The sequence below is a fragment of the Micromonospora sp. NPDC047793 genome (assembly GCF_040642635.1).
Classification (GTDB): domain Bacteria; phylum Actinomycetota; class Actinomycetes; order Mycobacteriales; family Micromonosporaceae; genus Micromonospora.
Map to the genome: position 1 here is coordinate 262,388 of NZ_JBEYSG010000009.1, position 18,347 is coordinate 280,734.

The 18,347-nt window shown below is 71.9% G+C and carries 16 protein-coding genes; 14 read left to right on the forward strand and 2 right to left on the reverse strand.

What is annotated here, in order from left to right; genetic code table 11:
- Window positions 1-13 precede the first annotated feature (13 nt).
- The 8 genes from ABZ738_RS20175 to ABZ738_RS20210 are packed head-to-tail and all read left to right on the forward strand — an operon-like array spanning window position 14 to window position 6,645.
- Entirely contained in the window at window positions 14-949 is a 936-nt protein-coding gene (locus ABZ738_RS20175) for a thiamine pyrophosphate-dependent dehydrogenase E1 component subunit alpha (protein WP_176093709.1), read from the forward strand.
- On the forward strand, window positions 942-1,922 hold the full coding sequence (locus ABZ738_RS20180) for a transketolase C-terminal domain-containing protein (protein WP_131057882.1): 981 nt from the start codon (window positions 942-944) through the stop codon (window positions 1,920-1,922). Before ABZ738_RS20175 ends, ABZ738_RS20180 begins: the two co-directional genes overlap by 8 nt.
- Window positions 1,919-2,680: an SDR family oxidoreductase gene (locus ABZ738_RS20185; RefSeq protein WP_176093710.1), complete on the forward strand. Its 762-nt coding sequence runs from the start codon at window positions 1,919-1,921 to the stop codon at window positions 2,678-2,680. Before ABZ738_RS20180 ends, ABZ738_RS20185 begins: the two co-directional genes overlap by 4 nt.
- Window positions 2,681-2,723: 43 nt before the next feature.
- Window positions 2,724-4,043, forward strand: coding sequence for a hypothetical protein (locus tag ABZ738_RS20190; RefSeq protein ID WP_357215200.1), 1,320 nt, complete (start codon window positions 2,724-2,726; stop codon window positions 4,041-4,043).
- Window positions 4,040-4,339 (forward strand): YciI family protein, encoded by a 300-nt coding sequence (locus tag ABZ738_RS20195; RefSeq protein ID WP_161595003.1) that lies wholly within the window; start codon window positions 4,040-4,042, stop codon window positions 4,337-4,339. Before ABZ738_RS20190 ends, ABZ738_RS20195 begins: the two co-directional genes overlap by 4 nt.
- Window positions 4,336-5,907, forward strand: coding sequence for a hypothetical protein (locus tag ABZ738_RS20200; protein ID WP_176093711.1), 1,572 nt, complete (start codon window positions 4,336-4,338; stop codon window positions 5,905-5,907). Before ABZ738_RS20195 ends, ABZ738_RS20200 begins: the two co-directional genes overlap by 4 nt.
- Before the next feature lie 57 nt (window positions 5,908-5,964).
- Window positions 5,965-6,243: a metalloregulator ArsR/SmtB family transcription factor gene (locus tag ABZ738_RS20205; protein ID WP_131054497.1), complete on the forward strand. Its 279-nt coding sequence runs from the start codon at window positions 5,965-5,967 to the stop codon at window positions 6,241-6,243.
- Window positions 6,244-6,255: 12 nt separating this feature from the next.
- Window positions 6,256-6,645: a VOC family protein gene (locus tag ABZ738_RS20210; RefSeq protein WP_131054498.1), complete on the forward strand. Its 390-nt coding sequence runs from the start codon at window positions 6,256-6,258 to the stop codon at window positions 6,643-6,645.
- A gap of 73 nt (window positions 6,646-6,718) precedes the next feature.
- Here ABZ738_RS20210 and ABZ738_RS20215 read toward each other — a convergent pair whose 3' ends face one another.
- Together ABZ738_RS20215 and ABZ738_RS20220 are read right to left on the reverse strand one after the other, a co-directional pair.
- Window positions 6,719-7,399 (reverse strand): lytic polysaccharide monooxygenase, encoded by a 681-nt coding sequence (locus ABZ738_RS20215; RefSeq protein WP_201272429.1) that lies wholly within the window; start codon window positions 7,397-7,399, stop codon window positions 6,719-6,721.
- Between the two features lie 262 nt (window positions 7,400-7,661).
- On the reverse strand, window positions 7,662-8,483 hold the full coding sequence (locus tag ABZ738_RS20220) for a helix-turn-helix transcriptional regulator (RefSeq protein ID WP_131054499.1): 822 nt from the start codon (window positions 8,481-8,483) through the stop codon (window positions 7,662-7,664).
- 102 nt (window positions 8,484-8,585) lie between these two features.
- On the opposite strand from ABZ738_RS20220, the gene ABZ738_RS20225 reads away from it, so the two are divergent.
- The 6 genes from ABZ738_RS20225 (at window position 8,586) to ABZ738_RS20250 (ending at window position 18,347) form a co-directional block, all read left to right on the forward strand.
- Window positions 8,586-9,500, forward strand: coding sequence for an oxidoreductase (locus ABZ738_RS20225; protein ID WP_357215207.1), 915 nt, complete (start codon window positions 8,586-8,588; stop codon window positions 9,498-9,500).
- Window positions 9,501-9,629: 129 nt separating this feature from the next.
- Window positions 9,630-9,998, forward strand: a complete 369-nt coding sequence (locus ABZ738_RS20230; RefSeq protein ID WP_131054501.1) for a hypothetical protein — start codon at window positions 9,630-9,632, stop codon at window positions 9,996-9,998.
- A 143-nt stretch (window positions 9,999-10,141) separates the two neighbouring features.
- A complete protein-coding gene (locus ABZ738_RS20235) occupies window positions 10,142-10,309 on the forward strand; it encodes a hypothetical protein (protein WP_161595004.1) in 168 nt (55 codons plus the stop codon).
- Window positions 10,306-11,901, forward strand: a complete 1,596-nt coding sequence (locus tag ABZ738_RS20240; RefSeq protein WP_357215211.1) for a histidine kinase — start codon at window positions 10,306-10,308, stop codon at window positions 11,899-11,901. The genes ABZ738_RS20235 and ABZ738_RS20240 overlap by 4 nt, the downstream gene beginning before the upstream one ends.
- Window positions 11,898-12,575 (forward strand): response regulator transcription factor, encoded by a 678-nt coding sequence (locus ABZ738_RS20245; protein ID WP_131052233.1) that lies wholly within the window; start codon window positions 11,898-11,900, stop codon window positions 12,573-12,575. The genes ABZ738_RS20240 and ABZ738_RS20245 overlap by 4 nt, the downstream gene beginning before the upstream one ends.
- A gap of 471 nt (window positions 12,576-13,046) precedes the next feature.
- Window positions 13,047-18,347 carry an acyltransferase domain-containing protein gene (locus ABZ738_RS20250; protein WP_357215215.1) on the forward strand — a complete coding sequence of 1,767 codons (5,301 nt, stop codon included), beginning with the start codon at window positions 13,047-13,049 and terminating at the stop codon, window positions 18,345-18,347.

Sequence of the window (18,347 nt, forward strand, 5' to 3'; positions counted from 1 at the left end):
CTATGGGGGTGTGATGGGTCTGCCGGACGACTACCGGGCGATGGCCCGGATCCGCCGGTTCGAGGAGCGGCTGGCCGCCCTCAAGGACGACGGCGAGATCCCGGGCTCGATCCACCTGTGCAACGGTCAGGAGGCGATCCCGGTCGGTGCCGCCCGCGCGCTGCGCGACGGTGACCACGTGACCGCGACCTACCGGGGGCACGGCTGGGCGCTGGCCCGGGGCGTGGACATGACCGGGCTGTTCGCCGAGATGATGGGTCGTGACTCGGCGGTCAACGGCGGCCGGGCCGCCTCGCCGTACCTCTCCGACCCCGGACGCTGGTTCATGGGGGAGAACTCCATCGTCGGCGCCGGCGTACCGATCGCCACCGGTGCCGCGCTCACCGCACAACGCACCGGCAGCGGCGCGGTCTCGGTGGTCAGCATCGGTGACGGCGCGATGAACCAGGGCAACGTGCACGAGGCGATCAACCTCGCCGCCGTGCTCGACCTGCCGCTGGTCCTGGTGGTGGAGAACAACGTCTACTCGGAGATGTCCCGCATCGAGGACATGGTCCGCATCCGACAGCTCGCCGAGCGCGCCGCCGGGTACGGGATCCCCGGCCGGGTCGTCGACGGCAACGACCCGGACGCGGTCGCCGAGGCCGTCGCCGAGGCGGTCACCCGCGCCCGCGAGGGCTCCGGCCCGTCCATCGTGGAGGCCATGACCGAGCGCCTGGTCGGCCACTACAGCGGCGACGTGCAGCATTACCGGCCGGCCGGGGAGATCGCCGCCGCCCGCGAACGCGAGCCGCTGGCCCGCATCCGGGCCGCCGCCGACGCCGCGCTGACCGCCCGGCTCGACGCCGTCGACGCGGAGGTGGAGGCCGAGGTGGAGGCCGCCGTCGTGGCCGCCCGCGAGGTGCCGTTCCCCGACCCGGCGACCATCAAGGAGTACGTCTATGTCTGAGTCGCTGCGGTACATCCAGGCCGTCAACGCGGCCCTGGCCTGGTCGCTGGAGAGCCGATCCGACACCGTCTACTTCGGTGAGGACGTCGCCCTGCCCGGCGGCCCGTTCGGTGCCACCAAGGGACTGCACAAGCGGTTCGGCAGCGACCGGATCTTCGACACCCCGATCTCCGAGACCGGCTTCCTGGGCATGGCGCTCGGCGCGGCCATGACCGGTCTACGACCGATCGCCGAGATCATGTACGCCGACTTCTCCTTCGTGGCGATGGACCAGATCGTCAACCAGATCGCCACCATCCGCTACTCCAGCGCCGGCCGGTGGAAGGCCCCATTGGTGATCCGGATGCAGCAGGGGTACTCGCCGGGCGCCTGTGCCCAGCACTCGCACTCGGTGGAGGCGTACTTCGCGCACACCCCCGGCCTGCGGGTGGCGCTGCCGTCCACCCCGGACGACGCGTACCAGATGCTGCGTACCGCAGTCGTCAGCGACGACCCGGTGGTGGTCGCGGAGGCCCGGATGCTCTACCCGACCCGGGGCCCGGTACGCACCGACGCACCGGTCGAGCCGATCGGTGGCGCCCGCGTGGTCCGCGACGGCCGGGACGCGACCGTGGTGGCCTGGTCCCGGATGGTCCCGGCAGCCCTGGCCGCCGCCGACCAGCTCGCCGCGGAGGGGATCGAGACCGAGGTGATCGACCTGCGGTGGCTCAACCCGCTGGACTTCGACACCGTCGGCGCGTCGGTCGCGCGCACCGGCCGCCTGGTCGTCGCCCACGAGGCGAACCTGACCGGCGGATTCGGTGCGGAGATCGCCGCCCGGGCCGCGTCCGAGTGCTTCGCCGACCTGCGGGCCCCGGTGGCCCGGGTGGCCGCCCCGGACGTGCCGATGCCGGCCGCCCCGGCATTGCAGAAGGCCGTGGTGCCCGAGGCGGAACACGTCGCCGAGGCGGTCCGCGGAACGGTCCGCCGGTGACCGGCGTCGCCCCGACGGCCGGCCTGCTCACCGGTCGCCGGGTGGTCGTCGTCGGCGGTGCCTCCGGCATCGGGCTCGCCACGGTCCGGGCCGCCGCCACGGCGGGCGCGGCCGTCGCGGTGCTCGACGCCGACGCCGACGGTGCCGCCGGTGCCGCCGCGCAGGCCCGCGCCGTCGGGGCGACGGCCGTGGCCCACGCCGTGGACGTGACCCGGGAGACGCAGGTCGCCTCGGTGCTCGACGCGGTCGCCGCCGACCTCGGCGGCATCGACGCGGTGCTGCACGTCGCCGGGATCATGCGCGGGCAGGGCACCGACGTCACCGACCTGCCGCTGGAGCTGTGGCAGCGGGTGATCGAGGTCAACCTGACCGGACCGTTCCTGGTCGCCAAGCACGCCGTACGGCACCTGACCGACGGTCACGGGGTGCTCGTCCTGGTCGGCTCCAAGGCCGGCGTGCTGACCGGATCCGGGTCGGTACCCTACGGCGCGAGCAAGGGAGGACTGCACGGCCTGGCACTGACGCTGGCCCGGCACCTCGGTCCACGCGGGATCCGGGTGCACACCCTCTGTCCCGGTGACATCGACACACCGCTGATGCGGCGGTCGCTGGACGAGGCACGGACCAACGGCACCGACGGTGCCCAGGTCGCCCGGATCGAGGCGGCGCTGGGTCGTCCCGAGGACGTGGCGTCGGTGCTGACGCTGTTGGCGGCACCGGCCAGCGCCGGCATCGCCGGCACCGTCTACACCGGCTGAGCAGCCCGACCGACGGCGAGGGCGACGACGTGGAGGCGGCAGCGTGATCGGGATCATCGGCCCGGAGGACTCGATCCGGCTCGTGCAGGAGGTGGCGGCCGGGGAGGGTCGTGCGGAGGAGGTGACCACCCGCGCGTACACCGACCCGGAGCAGGCCCCTGACCTCGCCCGTGAGCTGGACGACCTGTGCCAGGTGCTGCTGTTCACCGGGCGCATCCCGTACGCCTTCGCCGCGGCGGCCGGTGGGCTGCGTGCCGAGATCGACTACATCCGGCACGCCGGGATCGACCTGTACCGCACCCTGTCCCGGATGCTGTTGGCCGGCGGCGGGCAGTTGCCCCGGGTCAGTGTGGACACCATCGAGGCGGAGACCGTCCGGGAGACGTACCACGACATCGAACTGAGCCCGCCCACCGAGATCCTGCCGATCGCCGACTCGTCCGGCCTGCTCTTCTCCGGTCTGGCCGAGATCACCGCCTACCATCGCGAGCGGTACGAGTCCGGCGCCGTCGAGGCGTGCCTGACCTGCCTCGGCGCGGTGCACCGGGAACTGCGCGAGCGCGGGGTGCCGGTCTGGCGCGTGGAGCACACCCGTGCCTCGGTCCGCGACGCGCTGCGCCGAGCCTGGCTCGCCGCCGAGGTACGCCAGTCCCGGGCCACCCAGATCGCGGTGATGATGATTGAGGTGGCCGAGTCGGCGAACCGTCCGCAGGACCCCTACCAGGCGGAACGGCAGCGCCTGCGGCTGCGCGAGGCACTGCTGGAACACGCCGAGCGGATGCGCGGGCGACTCAACACCATCGACGACCGGACGCTGGTCATCACCACCAGCCGGGGCACCGTGGAGAGCGCCATCGCCCGGCACCGGGCCGGGCACGCCTCGCTGCTCAGCCTGCGCGGAGTCGACGGCGACCACACCGTCGGCTTCGGCGCCGGCACCACCATCGCCGCCGCCGAGGCCAACGCCCGACAGGCTCTCGCCCTGGGCCGGGGCGGCGAGACGCACGTGGTCTTCCCGGACGGGGAGATCTACTCCACCCGGGAGAGCGCGGTCAAGCAGCGGCTGCGCGAGACCACCCCCGGGGTGCTGCGGGTATCCGAGCAACTGCGCCTCGGGCCGCTGTCCACCCGGCGTCTGCTGGAGGCGCTGCACCAGATGGACCCCCACCAGGTGACCGCGCGGGGTCTGGCCGACGCGTACGGGGTGGAGACCCGCTCGGCCCGCCGGCTGCTCAAGGCGCTGCGCGCGGCCGGGTTCGCCGAGGAGGTCGGCGTGCACGTCAGCACCGGCGCGGGTCGGCCGCAGAGTGTCTACCGGGTGGCCCTGCAACGCCTCGTCGGGGCGATCGGGGCGGACACGTGATCTTCGAACCGACCTTCCTGGTCACCGCCACCTTCGCCGCCGACGCGGTCCACCGACGCGAGCCGCACCGCACGGCCCACCTGGCCCACGTACGCGGACTGCTCGCCGACGGCACCGCCCTGCTCGCCGGGGCCCGCGCCGATCTGAGCGCCTCCGTCCTCGTGCTGCGGGCACCCGACGCGGCGGCCGCCCGCGCCCTCGTCGCACACGATCCGTACTGGCGACACCGGGTGTGGACGGCTCTCGACGTCGTCGACTACCTGGCCGCCACTCCGCAGTCCCTCGGGAGGTCATGATGTCGTACCGCCAGATTTCCGGCGTCCGGGTGCACGGCACCGAGCACGCGCCGTTCGCGGCCACCCTGCTGGTCGAGACGCTGGGGGAGGGGCCGGAGCCGGTCCGGTTCGTCCCCGACCCGACGCTGCCCGAGGGCGGCTTCCGGGTCGAGGTGCCGGCCACCGGGGAGATCCGCGTCGTCGGCGATCCCTTCGCCGGCCTGGTCTACGCCGTCCGGGACCTGCTGGCCCGGGCCACCCCGGCCGGCCTGCCGGTCGGGTCACACCAGAGCGCACCCGGGCTGCCGCTGCGGACACTGTGGACCTGGGACCACTCCACCAACTGGGACCTGCGCCAGCTCGGCCAGCAGGAGATCGGCGCGCTGAACCCGTATGCCAAGGGCGCCGACGCCTTCGGGGCCGACTACCGGCGACTGGTGGACTTCTGCAGCGCCGAACGCATCGGCGGGATCGTGGTCTACGGGTTGCTGCGGGACGCCCACGGTGGCGTCGAGGCGGCCCGTGACCTGTGCGAGTACGCCAACGCCCGGGGCGTACGCATCATCGCCGGGGTGGGCATCAACGCCTACGGCGGCATCTACTTCGACGGACGGCACCGCTACAACCTCGCGACCTGGCTGCGGCAGCGCCCCGATCTGGCGGCCGAACTGCCGAAGAAGGTCGGCTTCGACATCGACGAGTTCGGCGACCTGCACTTCCCGGCCAGCGAGTACATGATGGCCGCCTGCCCGTCGCAGCCGGAGAACCTGGCGTGGCACCGGGACGCCATCGACTGGCTGCTGGACACCCTGCCGGTCGGCGGGATCAACTTCGAGACCGGCGACTACGGTAGCTGCGCCTGCGCGCGGTGTGTCGACCGCACCGGTGGCGAGCGCACCTCCTGGTCGTACGAGGCGATGCGGTCGGTGTACCCGACCCTGCTGGACACCGCCCGCCGACCCGGCCCGGCCGGGGTGCCGCTGCGCCACCTGGTCGAGGTCTACTGGGACAACATCTTCGACCTCGACGCGCAGGGGCCGCTGGCCGACCTGCCCGACGACGTGGCGTACCAGTACTGCGTCAACCGGGGCTTCTGGTACGACAACCGGGACCGGTTGACCGCCGAGCACGTGGCGGCACTGCCGCACCGCACCAACGTGCTGCGCACGCACGCGGGGTCGCAGTGGAACCGGCAGCGGCACTCGTGGGTGCCGGAGATGTACACGGACATGGCCACCCGGACCGCCGCCGCCGGCATGCGCGGGTTGACCATCTTCGCCGAGGCGTCCGCGTACCACCCGACCAACGAGATCAGCTACCTGGCGTACGCCAGGTTCTCCTGGAATCCGGGGCTGACCTGGGCCGACTTCTGGCGTGACGAGGTCGCACCCCGGTTCGGCGGGTCGAGCGAGGCGGAGGCGTTCCGCGACGGCGCGGCGCTGCTCGACGACCCGGCAGCCGGGGCGGAGGCGTTGCGCAAGGTGGGTGGCGACGCCCTGTCGATGGTCGCCGCCACCAGCGGAGAGGTGCAGCGTCGCTGGTTGTGGCTGGCCGAGCGGACCGTCCGGCACGCTCACTCGGTCGGCTGAGCCGGACGGCGCGTGGCGGCTTGACAGGCAAGTAGGCACTTGCCTATAACTGTGTCGGTGGACGCGGAACCGGATCTGTTCAAGGCCCTCGGTGACGCGACGCGGCGCATCATCCTGGACGAGCTGGTCGACCGGGACGGCCAGACCCTGTTCGAGATCTGCGGCCGGTTGGCAATGAAGCACGGCCTGACCTCGTCGCGTCAGGCCATCTCGCAGCACCTGGCGGTGCTCGAACAGGCCGGGTTGGTGCACGTCCGGCGACAGGGCCGGTACAAGTTCCACCACATCGACACCGGCCCGCTGCGCGCGATCGCCGAGCGGTGGCCCACCGACTGAGAGGAAGCAACCGTGCTTCGCATCAACATCACCAGCGTGGTGGTCGACGACCAGGCGAAGGCGCTCGCCTTCTACACCGAGAAGCTGGGCTTCGTGAAGAAGACCGACGTGCCGGCCGGTGAGGCGCGCTGGCTCACCGTGGTGTCCGCGGCCGACCCGGACGGCGTGGAGCTGCTGCTGGAGCCGGAGGGCCACCCGGCGGCCCGACCCTTCAAGGAGGCGCTGGTCGCCGACGGTATCCCGTACACCCAGTTCGCCGTCGAGGACGTCCACGCCGAGGTCGAACGCCTCAAGGGGCTGGGTGTGCGGTTCGTCCAGGACGCGACCGACCTGGGCCCGGTGGTCACCGCCGTGCTCGACGACACCTGCGGCAACCTGATCCAGATCGCCGCGATGAAGTAGCGGGTACGCGGCGGCTCCGGCCCGGGACAGGTCCCGGGCCGGAGCCGATGCCGCAGTGGGCGGTGTTACCGGATCAGCCGAAGTTCACGTCGCTGCACCACATGTACGCCTGGTCGAGGTGGGAAGCCTGCCAGATGACGAACACGATGTGGTGTCCGGTGTATCCGGACGTCGAGACGTTGAAGGTGATGTTCTGAGCCGGGGCGTAGCGCCCGGTCTGCGTGATGAAGTCCAGGTTCCCCCAGCCGAGGGTCTGGGTGGCGGGGTTGAACCCGTTCTTGCTGACGTACACCCGGAAGTAGTCGGCGCCGTGGCTCGCCTGGTCGTGCAGCTGGACCGTGAAGTTGTTGCTGATGTTGGTCCGCTTCCACGCCCCGGGCTGGTTCAGGCTGTTGTTCCGGGACAGGCCGTTGCTGCACAGCTGCCCGTCGGGAGTGCGGGCCTGGAAGTTGCCGCCCAGCCCGTCCCGCAGCGCGCTCATCCAGTTCCACATGGTGTCCGGGTTGGACTGGAACGCCTGCCAGCACATGGGGTCCTGCTGCTGCATGGCCGGGTTCGTGTGGTTGCTGCCCCAGGTCTGCCAGCACTGGTACGCCCGCGACGCCGGGTTGATGATGGTGCCGTGGGCCTGTGCGGTCCCGACCCAGGGGATCATCCCGGCCACCAGGGCGAGCAGCAGTACGAGCGCCCGAAGGGGCTGGCGGGCAGCGGGCCGGACTCGCGGGCCGGATTGGTCGGGCTTGTGTGAACGCACGTTACGTCCTCCGTTCAGCGATCGGATCGATGTGGGAGCGCTTCCAAGGCCCAGCATTACACCGATGTTTCCGATTATCAACGATGGTCGATGAAAGATCGATGTGGGCGGACTGGATGCGGTTGGTCCGAGTCGCCCGCAATCGCAGCTCAGCGGGGCTTTCAGGATGGATGGACCAGGCTCGCCGATCGCCCGAGATTAGATTTCCGGAAGTCGATTCCTGTCCGGTTCGCACTGCTGTGGTCGGGGTGGGTCGCCGCCGTCACCCGGCGTACGCGGCGAGCAGCGACAGCCGCTCGGCGGCGGCACTGCCCGGTGCGGCGGTGTAGGCGATCAGGATCGGCCCGGTGCGTCCCGGCGGCGTGTACGCGTCCCAGTCCAGACGCAACTCCCCGACCTGGGGATGGGCGAAGACCTTGCTGCCGTGGACCGACTCGCGTACGTCGTGACGGGCCCAGAGCCTGCCGAACTCCTCGCTGCGGATGGTCAACGTGCCGACGATCTCCTGCGCGCGCGGGTGCTCCGGATCGACGGCCACCGCCGCGCGCAGGAAGCCCAGATAGTCCAGCACCGTCTCCCGCCACCCGGCGCACCGGTCGCGCGCCTCGGCATGGGTGAACATGTCGATCAGCACGTTGCCCGGGCCGATGCCCGGGTAGAGCGCCGTGGCCATCCTGTTCCAGGCGAGCAGGTCCAGATGACGGCTGACCACCACGGCCGGGGTGTGCAGGCTGTGCAGCAGCCGGTGGATGCTCTCCGGGACGGTCTCCCGGGAACGGCGCCGGGGAGTCGGCGGCCGCTGCGCCCGGCGGGCCAGCGCGTGCAGGTGACGGGTCTCCTCGGCGTTGAGGGCGAGCGCGCGGGCGATGCCGGTCAGCACGTCGTCGGAGGGGCGCACGTCGCGTCCCTGCTCCAGACGTTGGTAGTAGTCGGTACTCACGCCCGCGAGCAGGGCCAACTCCTCGCGGCGCAGGCCGGCGACCCGGCGGCGCGGCCCGGGAGTCAGACCGAGATCCTCCGGCCGCAGCCGGGAGCGGCGGTTGCGCAGGAAGTCCGCCAACTCGCGGGCGTAGGCCGTGGTCACCCCCCGAGTCTGCCGGTCCGGTCCGGCCGCAGGGTAGGTCCGGTGGTCCCAGATTGGCGAGGTCTCTCCGGCCGACCGCGCCACCTCCTAGCGTCGACGACCATGCCGAACTGGACCGAAGAACAGATTCCCGACCAGCAGGGACGCCGGGCGGTGGTGACCGGGGCGAACTCGGGCGTGGGGCGGGTCACGGCCCTGGAACTGGCCCGCCACGGCGCCTCGGTGCTGCTCGCCGTGCGCGACGTCGCGGCCGGTGAACAGACCGCCCTCGACATCCGACGCCGGGTGCCGGGGGCCGACGTCGAGGTGCGGAGACTGGACCTGGCCTCGCTCGACTCCGTCCGCGCCTTCGCCGCCGCCCTGCCCGGACCGCTCGACCTGCTCGTCAACAACGCCGGGGTGGCGCTGACCGGCGCCCGTCCGGCCCCGACGGCGGACGGATTCGACGTGCAGATGGGGACCAACGCACTCGGCCCGTACGCGCTGACCGGCCTCCTGCTCGACCGGTTGACCGCCGGACGGCAGCCTCGGGTGGTCACCGTCTCGTCGATCGTGCACCGGCGGCGCGGCCTGGACCTCGCCGACCTGAACTCCGAGAAGTCCTACCACGGCCCGACGGCGTACTCGAGGTCCAAGCTGGTCGCGACCATCCTCGGCCTGGAGTTGGACCGTCGGCTGCGTGCCTCCGGGTCACCGGTGATCAGCGTGCTCGCCCATCCCGGGATGACCCGGACCAACCTCACCCCCCGCGCGTTGGCCAACCGCTCCGTGCTCCTGCGTGCCGTGGGTCGACTCAGCCCGCTGCTGATCAGCCGAGTCGAGGCGGGTGCCAGACCCCAGCTCCACGCGGCCACCGCGACGGGCGTACGCGGTGGGCAGTTCTTCGGGCCGCGCGGTTTCCAGGAGATCCGTGGGCCGGTCACCGAGGTGCGGGCGAGCGCGACGGCACAGGACCCGGAGAACGGCCGGCGGATGTGGGCGGAGGCCGCCCGGCTGACCGGCGTCCGATATCTGTGAGCCGGTGGCGGACAGAGCGCGGTCGCACTTTCGTCGTACCGCGCCGCGTCGCGGATCCGACGAAGCACTGACGATTCGGCGGTCGATTCCCGAGACGCTGGACCTCCCCATCACGACGGAGGAACTGTCATGCGAAAAGTCGGCCTCGTCATCGCCGCCGTCATCGTGGTCCTGTGCGGTGGCATCGGGTGGACCGTCTACCAGGCGATCGCGCTGGGCAAGGAGGTGCTCGGTGCCGGCGTCACGCGGGAGCAGTTCGACGCGCAGCAGGTGGGGGCGGCGGAAGCGGACGTCCGCACCGCCCTGCCCGAGCCGCTGAGCGGGATGCGCGACAAGGACCTCTACCCCGACGATCCGGGGCGGCAGGGCATCCCGGCCGGCGCCTCGTGCATTTATCACACCGTGGCGCCGTTGGGCGAACCGGGCCCGGAGTTGTGGCGATTCTGCTTCGTCGACGGGACCCTGGCCGAGAAACGGGGCATCACCATTCCCGAATGAGCGGGACCGGAGAGAAAGCCGCCGCCCGGGTGTTCGCCGCCCGGGCGGTTTCTCGTGCCGGACGTGGGTCAACGAAAGTGCGAGGCGTGGTTCCGTCGTCCGCCAGACGCCGACCCGGACCGGCTGTCGCGACACTGTGGAGCATGACAGCGATCGTGCACGCGGAGGTACGGGACACCCTCGACAGCGCGGGCTGGGCGGCGTCGGCCAGGATCTACCGGAGGCGGACCGGTGCCGGGCTGCTGGAGGCGTACGAGGCGGTCGACCGGATCGGCCACGACGAGACCCGAGGGCGAGGACCGACCCGATGACCGTGGGCAGTCACACGTTGCTGTGGGTGACCCGGTGGCGGGAGCGGGCCGGTCTGAACGGGGTGTGGCGGTGGGTCTACGAGATCGCCCTGGTGCTGCTGGTGACCGTGGCGGCGACGATCGCGGCGGCCGTCACCGACTGGTACCCGTCGATGCCGTGGCTGGTCGCGGTGACCACGCCGATCCTGATGGTGCTGCGGTTGACCAGTCCGCTGCCGGCCTACGTCGCCGCGGCTCTGGTCGGTCTGGGCACCGGCGGGCCGAGCGGCCTGCTGCTGGTGGTGCTGAGCGCCTCGCTCGGCTACCGCCTCGCCCGGTGGTGGCAGGTCGCGGCCGGGCTGGTGCTGGCCTGGGTCTGCTTCGTGGGGTCCATCGTATGGACGGACCCGCTGGGCGTGGACCTGGTGGTGATGTACTCGGCGTTGTTCGTGCTGATGGCGGCCTTGCCGGCCGGTGTCGCGCGGCTGGTCCGTCGCCGGCGGGTGCTGCTGGCCGCCCTGCACCACCGCAACGTGCAGTTGCACCGCGAGCAGAGTGAGGTGGCCCGGCGGGCGCAGACGCGGGAGCGGGCCCGCATCGCGCGGGACCTGCACGACTCGCTGGGACACAAGCTCACGCTGATCTCGCTCTACGCAGGGATGCTGCGCACCGCCGACGACGACGGGCGATCCGAGGCCGCCGATCTGGTCCGCCAGACGTCCTCGGCGGCGATGACCGAGTTGCGGCAGATCCTCGGCATCCTGGGGCAGGACGACAGCCAGTCCACGGTGCGCCCACTGACCGGCCTGGACGATCTCGCCACGCAGGCACGTGCCTCCGGTGCCGAGGTGGAGATCGTCCGGGAGGGGGAGTCCCGACCGCTGGCGGCACTGACCGAGCACGCCGCGTACCGGGTGATCCAGGAGGGCCTGACCAACGCGCTGCGCCACGCCCAGGGCGGCGCGATCGTGCTGTCGCTGCGGTACGAGCCGGACGCGCTGGTAGCCGGGGTGACCAACACCGTGGGGCGGCGGGTTGTGCGGGCCACCTCCGGTCAGGGACTGCTCGGGCTGACCGAACGGGTCCGGGTCGCCGGCGGCATGCTCTATCACGGGTCGACCCCGAACGGCGGGTTCCGGCTGGCGGCCACGTTGCCGTACCCGGGTGACGAACGCGCTGCGCCCACCGCCGCGCACCGGCCGCCGCCCGCCGCCGAGCCGGAGGCCGACTTCGCGGTGCTGATGGAGCGCGACCGCCGCCGGTCCCGGCTCGTCCTCGCCGCGACCGCGCTGTCCGTCGCCGGTTGCCTGGTGCTCTGCGTGGCGGGGATCTGGCTGATGACGGCGCTGGTCATCGTCGACCGCGACACCTACGACGCGGTCCGGATCGGACAGTCCGAAGCCGAGGTACGCGATCTGCTGCCGGATGCCGACGTGGCGGTGGCCGAGGTCGTCGGTGGTCGGGACGTACCCGGCGCCGTCTGCGTCGACTACCATGCGTCTATCCTGGACCGGCACGACACCGACGCCGACCTCGGCCAGACCCTCTACCGGTTCTGCTTCCGCGACGGGGTGCTCGTCGACAAGCAGATCTTCCAGGAGCAGCCGTCATGACCGCACCCCGGCGGGTCCTGCTGGCCGACGACGACTCGCTGATCCGTACCGCGATCCGGACGATCCTGCACCCGGCCGCCGACATCGACCTGATCGCCGAGGTCGCAGACGGGCGGGCCGCCGTCGAGCAGGCCGTGCGGCAGCGTCCGGACGTGGCGCTGCTGGACATCCAGATGCCGGCTCTCGACGGTCTGGCCGCGCTCCGGGAGATCCGCCGTCTGGTGCCGGCCGTCCAGGTGGTGATGCTGACGACCTTCGGTCAGGACGAGTACGTGGCGCAGGCGCTCTCCGCGGGTGCGGCCGGCTTCCTGCTCAAGGAGTCGGCCGCCGACGAACTCGCGTACGCGATCCGCGCCGCCGCGACCGGCAACGCCTACCTGTCCCCGAAGATCACCCGTCAGGTCCTCGACCGGCTACCCGCCGCGACCGTGCGGCCGGAGGAGGACCTGGTCAAGGTGGGCATGCTCAGCATCCGGGAACGCGAGGTCCTGGTCCTGGTGGCCCAGGGCCTGTCGAACGCCGAGATCGGCCAGCGGCTGTTCGTCTCCGAGGGCACCGTCAAGACGCACGTCTACCGGGTGTTCGCCAAACTCGGCTGCGACAACCGGGTGCAGGCCGCGATGTTGGCACAACGGGCCGGGCTGTTGGAGCCGCAGGCGGACTCGCCACGCTGACCGGAACGCGTGTGCGGCAACCGGGTTGCCGACCGCGTCGACCGGCCCTTCTATCAATCGTTTACATCGCGGTCAAGCGCGTAAATCACTGTGCCGTTGTTTTGTGTGGAAGTCGTCGTACATCGCGCTCGGACGCCGGCCCGGCCCTCCCCTGACAAGGCGAAATGCGGACCGCCAGAATTTCACGGGCTATGTCGGGAAGATGGATATTTGCGTTAACGGCAGAAGAACCCGTTCGGCGGCACCTGTAACATTATTCCGGACAAAGCGGCTATTCCTTGTGGGTGACGGGCAGAAATATCCCCTCATAAAGCGCGAATCGGATGGTTATGTCAAGCTCCTTGACATCCCTTAAACGCAGCTTGTAACGTGCGTTGCGCTGGCTGATGTTCATGAGTCAAGAGCTCGGTTAACCGCTTTGCCCGACGGGGGTAAGAATTGACGGCGGAAGACAGGAATTCCTCTGCGCCGATGCGCTACGACGAATTGGCCGACTGGCTCCTCGCGGAAATCGGCCGCCTCGTAGGTCGTGATCCCGCCACCATCAGGCAGGACGACAAATTCTCCAGCTACGGGCTGGACTCGCTGCGGGCGACGCATCTCGTGAAGGCTCTGGCCGACCTGCTCGGCCGACCGGTGCCGGTGACGCTGCTGTTCGCCAGACCGACCGTCCGCAGCCTGACGACCGGCCTGCTGGAGGGCGTGCTCGACGGCGCCCGTGTCACCGGAATCGCGGCGCCCGCCGCCGCGCCGACGACCATCAACGACCCGATCGCCGTCGTCGGCCTCTCCTGCCGGCTACCGGCCGGTGACGGACCTGCCCAGTTCTGGCGTGCCCTGCTCGACGGGTCGGACGCGGTGCGTCAGGTGCCGCCGGACCGGTGGAACCCGGAGTCGCCGGTCGGTGGGGGACCGGCCGACCCGGCGACGGCCGTCACCGCGCAGGCCGGGTTCCTCCCCGGCCGCATCGACGGCTTCGATCCACTGTTCTTCGGCATCTCGCCCCGCGAGGCCCAGGAGATGGACCCCCAGCAGCGACTCTTCCTGGAGGTCGCGTGGGAGTCGATGGAGGACGCCGGCCTGGCCGACGGGCGACTCGACGGTAGCCGTACGGGCGTCTTCGTCGGCGCCATCTGGCACGACTTCGCCGATCTGGCCCAGCGTGCCGCGTCCCGGCTGACCTCGCACTCGGCGACCGGACGTGCGCTCAACATGGTGGCCAACCGGCTGTCGTACGCCCTCGGGCTGCGCGGACCCAGCGTCGTGGTCGACAGCGCCTGCTCATCGTCGTTGCTCGCCGTGCACCTGGCCTGCCAGAGCATCTGGGCGGGAGAGTCCACGACGGCCATCGCCGGTGGGGTCAACCTGCTGCTCGACCCCACGTCCATGGTGGCGCTGACCCGCTTCGGCGGGCTGGCGCCCGACGGCCGGTGCAAGGCGTTCTCCGCCGACGCGGACGGCTTCGGCCGAGGGGAGGGCGCCGTCGCGCTGGTGCTCAGGCCCCTGCGCCTGGCGCTGGCCGACGGCGACGACATCTACTGCACGATCCGGGGCTCCGCGACCAACAACGACGGCCGCAGCAACGGCCTCACCGCGCCGAACCCCGTCGCGCAGGAGGAGGTGCTGCGCGAGGCGTACCGGCGGGCGGGCGTCGACCCGGGCGAGGTGCACTACGTCGAGACGCACGGCACCGGCACCATGCTCGGCGACCCGATCGAGGCCGGCGCCCTCAGCGCGGTGCTCTGCGCCGACCGGCCACCGCAGCAGAACCTGGTCATCGGCTCGGTCAAGACCAACATCGGGCACCTGGAAGGCGCGGCGGGCGTCGCCGGCCTGCTCAAGGCCGTCCTGGTGCTGCGGCACCGGGCGATCCCGCCGAACCTGCACTTCGACCGGCCCAACCCGCACATCGCCTTCGACGACCTGCGGCTGCGCGTACCCACCGAGGTGGAGCCGTGGCCGGCGCAGCAGCCGCCGCTGGCCGGCGTGAGCGCGTTCGGCTGGGGCGGCACCAACGTGCACCTCGTGCTGGAGGGCTGGACAGAACCCGCCCGGATGACGGTGCCGCCCGTCGAGAGAACCCGACCCGAGGGCACCCGTCCCCGGGTCGCTTTCGTCTGCTCCCCGTACGGTCAGCAGTGGACGGGCATGGGCCGCGACCTCTACCGGACGGAACCGGTCTTCCGTGCCGTGGTGCGGCGGTGCGACCACGAGTTCCACCGGCTGACCGGCATATCCCTGGTCGAGGAGATGTTCCGGGACCGGGGCCGCGAGGACGCCGAGGACGTGGGCGTCATGCAGCCACTGCTGTTCGCCGTCCAGGTCGGCCTGGCCGCCTGGCTGGAGGACCGGGGGATACGGCCGGACGCGGTCGTCGGACACAGTCTCGGCGAGGTGGCCGCCGCGGTCATCGCCGGCATCCTCGACCTCACCGCCGCGGTGCACCTCATCCACCACTACAGCGACCAGCAGCGGCGGGTAGCCGGCACCGGCGGCGGCATGGCACTGGTCGAACTCTCCGCCGCCGAGGTGACCGCCCTGCTCACCGAGCGCGGCCTCGCCGCCGTGGTCGCCGCCGAGAACGGACCCCGCTCCACCGCCCTCACCGGTGACCGGGAGACGCTGCGGACGCTCGTCGCGCAGTGGAAGGCCGACGGGGTGCTCTGCTCGTTGATCCGGGTCGACCTGGCTGCGCACGGGCCGGCGATCGACCTGGTCAGCGACGACCTGCGGACCGCGTTGGCCGGGCTCACCCCGCGCCCCGGACGCCTACCGATGATCTCGACGGTGACCGGCCGCCCGCTCGACTGGCGGCAGGCCGGCGCCGACTACTTCGTCCGGAACCTGCGCCAGCCGGTGCTGCTCGCCGACGCCGTCCGGTTCCTCCTCGACGACGGCCACGACCTGTTCCTGGAGATCAGTGCCGCTCCGGTGCTGCTGCCCGCGCTGCGGCAGAGCGTCGAGAACGTCGACCGGCCCGCGCAGGTGCTGCCCACCCTGCGCCGCGACGACGACCACGGCCTGGCGGAGACGCTGGCCGAGTGCCGCGCCCTCGGCCTCGACGTCCGCCCGCCCGCCCACCACGAGGACACCGCCGAACTGGTCACCCTCTCCGCGCAGCACCCGCAGGCGCTGCGCGACCTGGCCCGGCAGGTCGCCGCCGGGATCGGCACCCCGGCGGAACACCCACCCTCCATGGCCGACCTGGCCGCCGCCGCGCTCCGCCGTTCCGGACAGTCGCACCGGCTCGCGGTGGTCGCCCACCAGGTGCCCGAACTCGCCGAGCACCTGGGCCGGTTCGCCGCCGGTGAACGCGTCGTCGGCCTCGCCGTGAGCGACCGGGCGGTCGACGCGCCGCCGCGTACCGTGTTCGTCTTCCCCGGTCAGGGCTCCCAGTGGGTGGGTATGGGGCAGGGTCTGCTGGGCCGCGCGGAGGCGTTCGACGCCGCGATCCGCGCCTGCGACGCCGCCTGCCGCCCGCACCTCGGCCGGTCGGTCCGCGACCTGCTGCGCCAGCCGCCCGACGCCGCGAGTTTCGGCCCGATCGACGTGGTGCAGCCCCTGCTCTTCTCGGTGCAGGTCGCGCTCGCGGCACAGTGGCGTGCCTGGGGAGTGACCCCCGACGCCGTCGTCGGCCACAGCATGGGCGAGGTCGCCGCCGCACACGTCGCCGGCATCCTCAGCCTGGACGACGCCGCGCAGATCATCTGCCGACGCAGCCGGCTGATGCGCCGGCTCAGCGGCCAGGGCGCGATGCTCGCCGTGGAACTGACCGTCGACGAGGCCCGGGAGGCGATCAGCGGACACGAGGCGGTGGTGTCCATCGGGGTGAACAACAGCCCCCGCTCCACCGTGCTCTCCGGTGACGTGGCGGCCCTCACCGGCATCGCCGAGACGCTGGAACGCGCCGCCGTGTTCTGCCGGTGGGTCAACGTCGACGTCGCCTCGCACAGCCCGCAGATGGACGTGCTCCGCGACGACCTGCTGGCCGCGCTCGACGGGCTCACCCACCATGCCGCCCGCCTCCCGCTGTACTCCACGGTCACCGGCACGGTCGTGCACGGCACCGACCTCTCGCCCGACTACTGGGTCGACAACCTGCGCGAACCGGTGCTCTTCGGCGACCAGATCGCCCGACTGCTGGCCGACGGTGCCGGCGTGTTCGTGGAGGCCAGCCCACACCCCATCCTGCTGCCGGCGGTCGAACAGGTGGCCGCCGCCTCCGACGGCACCGTCACCGTCCTGGCCAGCATGCGTCGGCACGAACCGGAACGGGACACCCTGCTGTCCACCCTCGGCGCCCTGCACGTGGCCGGTGTTTCGGTCGCGCTCGACCGGGCACTCACCCCCGGCGACGCTCGGGTCACGCTGCCGCCCTACCCCTGGCAGCGGGAGCGGTACTGGCCGGAGGGCATGGCCGGCTTCGACGGCGGCGACACGCCCCCGCCCGTCGCCGCGCCGACCGGAGCCGCCACGGCCGTGCTCGCCGACCGCCTGGACTCACCGATCGTCCCCGGGCACCACTACTGGCAGATGCGGTACGACGCCGACACCGCCGCCATCGGGGACCACCGGATCGGCGGCCAGGTCGTCGTCCCCGGCGCGCTCTATGTGGACGTCGCCCTGCGCGCCGCCGCCGAGACCCTGCCCTGCGCCCCGTCGGTCCTGTCCGACCTGGTGTTCAGCCAGGCGCTGGCCATCCCTGACCGGGGCAGCCGCCGGGTGCAGGTCACCCTCGACGCCACCACCCGTCCGGCACAGCTCCAGGTCTTCGGCGTCAGCGACGACGGACCGACGCCGGTGATGCGTGTCCTGCTCACCGCCGCCACCGGGGACCCACCACCACCGGTGGACCCGGCCGCCGTGGCCGCCCGTACGCCCACCCTGGTCGAGGGGGCCGTCTTCTATGCCGACCTCGCCACCCGGGGACTGCGCTTCGGCCCCGCCTACCAGGGAATCCTGGAGATCCGCCACAACGATGTCGAGGCGCTGGCACGCATCGGGTCGCCCACCACGGCCGCGCTGCCGGACACCCGCGTGCATCCCGCCGTGCTGGACGCCGCCCTGCAGTCCGCACTCGCGCCGCTGCTGGCCACGGCGACGCCGGACACCGCGTACCTGAGCACCGGCGCCGAACGCGTGGTCGTGCACCGGGCCCCGGGCACCTCAGCGTGGGCGCACGCGGTGCACCGGCCGGTGTCCGACGAGCGGTACCCGGTCGCGGACGTACTCCTGTTCGGCCCCGACGGGGAACTGCTCGTCGAGGTGCGCGGGCTCGGTCTGGTGCGGACCCGTGGCCTGCCCGTCGAGGCGTCCCCGCACGACACCACCCCGACGCAGTTCGCCACCGGGCCGACCCTGGCCGAGGTCACCGACCCGCAGCAGCGTCGCGCGCTGCTGGCCGCAGCGGTGCTGACCCACGTCGCCGAGGTCGTCCGCCTGCCGGAACACCGCCTCGACGAGGGTACGCCGCTGCGCAGCATGGGCGTCGACTCGGTGATGGCGCTGGAACTGCGGCACCGGCTGGAACGGCTCACCGGCCTGCGCCTGTCGGCGACGTTGATCTACAACCACCCGACCATCGACCAGATCACCCGCCATCTGGCCGACCGACTCGGCCAACCGGAAGACGCCCGGCAACCGGCGGCGGCACGCCGACCCGAGCCCGCGCCGACGGCGACACCGACGCCTGCGGACGAGTCGCTGGACAGCCTCGAAGCGGAGCTGGCGGCGGAACTCGCCGAGCTCAACCGACGGATGGAGATGATCTGA

Bases quoted from the DNA above. Each gene is read 5' to 3' on its own strand.
- ABZ738_RS20175 (WP_176093709.1), top strand. From the start codon at position 14: ATGGGTCTGCCGGACGACTACCGGGCGATGGCCCGGATCCGCCGGTTC.
- ABZ738_RS20180 (WP_131057882.1), top strand. From the start codon at position 942: ATGTCTGAGTCGCTGCGGTACATCCAGGCCGTCAACGCGGCCCTGGCC.
- ABZ738_RS20200 (WP_176093711.1), top strand. From the start codon at position 4,336: ATGATGTCGTACCGCCAGATTTCCGGCGTCCGGGTGCACGGCACCGAG.
- ABZ738_RS20225 (WP_357215207.1), top strand. From the start codon at position 8,586: ATGCCGAACTGGACCGAAGAACAGATTCCCGACCAGCAGGGACGCCGG.
- ABZ738_RS20230 (WP_131054501.1), top strand. From the start codon at position 9,630: ATGCGAAAAGTCGGCCTCGTCATCGCCGCCGTCATCGTGGTCCTGTGC.
- ABZ738_RS20235 (WP_161595004.1), top strand. From the start codon at position 10,142: ATGACAGCGATCGTGCACGCGGAGGTACGGGACACCCTCGACAGCGCG.
- ABZ738_RS20240 (WP_357215211.1), top strand. From the start codon at position 10,306: ATGACCGTGGGCAGTCACACGTTGCTGTGGGTGACCCGGTGGCGGGAG.
- ABZ738_RS20245 (WP_131052233.1), top strand. From the start codon at position 11,898: ATGACCGCACCCCGGCGGGTCCTGCTGGCCGACGACGACTCGCTGATC.
- ABZ738_RS20250 (WP_357215215.1), top strand. From the start codon at position 13,047: ATGCGCTACGACGAATTGGCCGACTGGCTCCTCGCGGAAATCGGCCGC.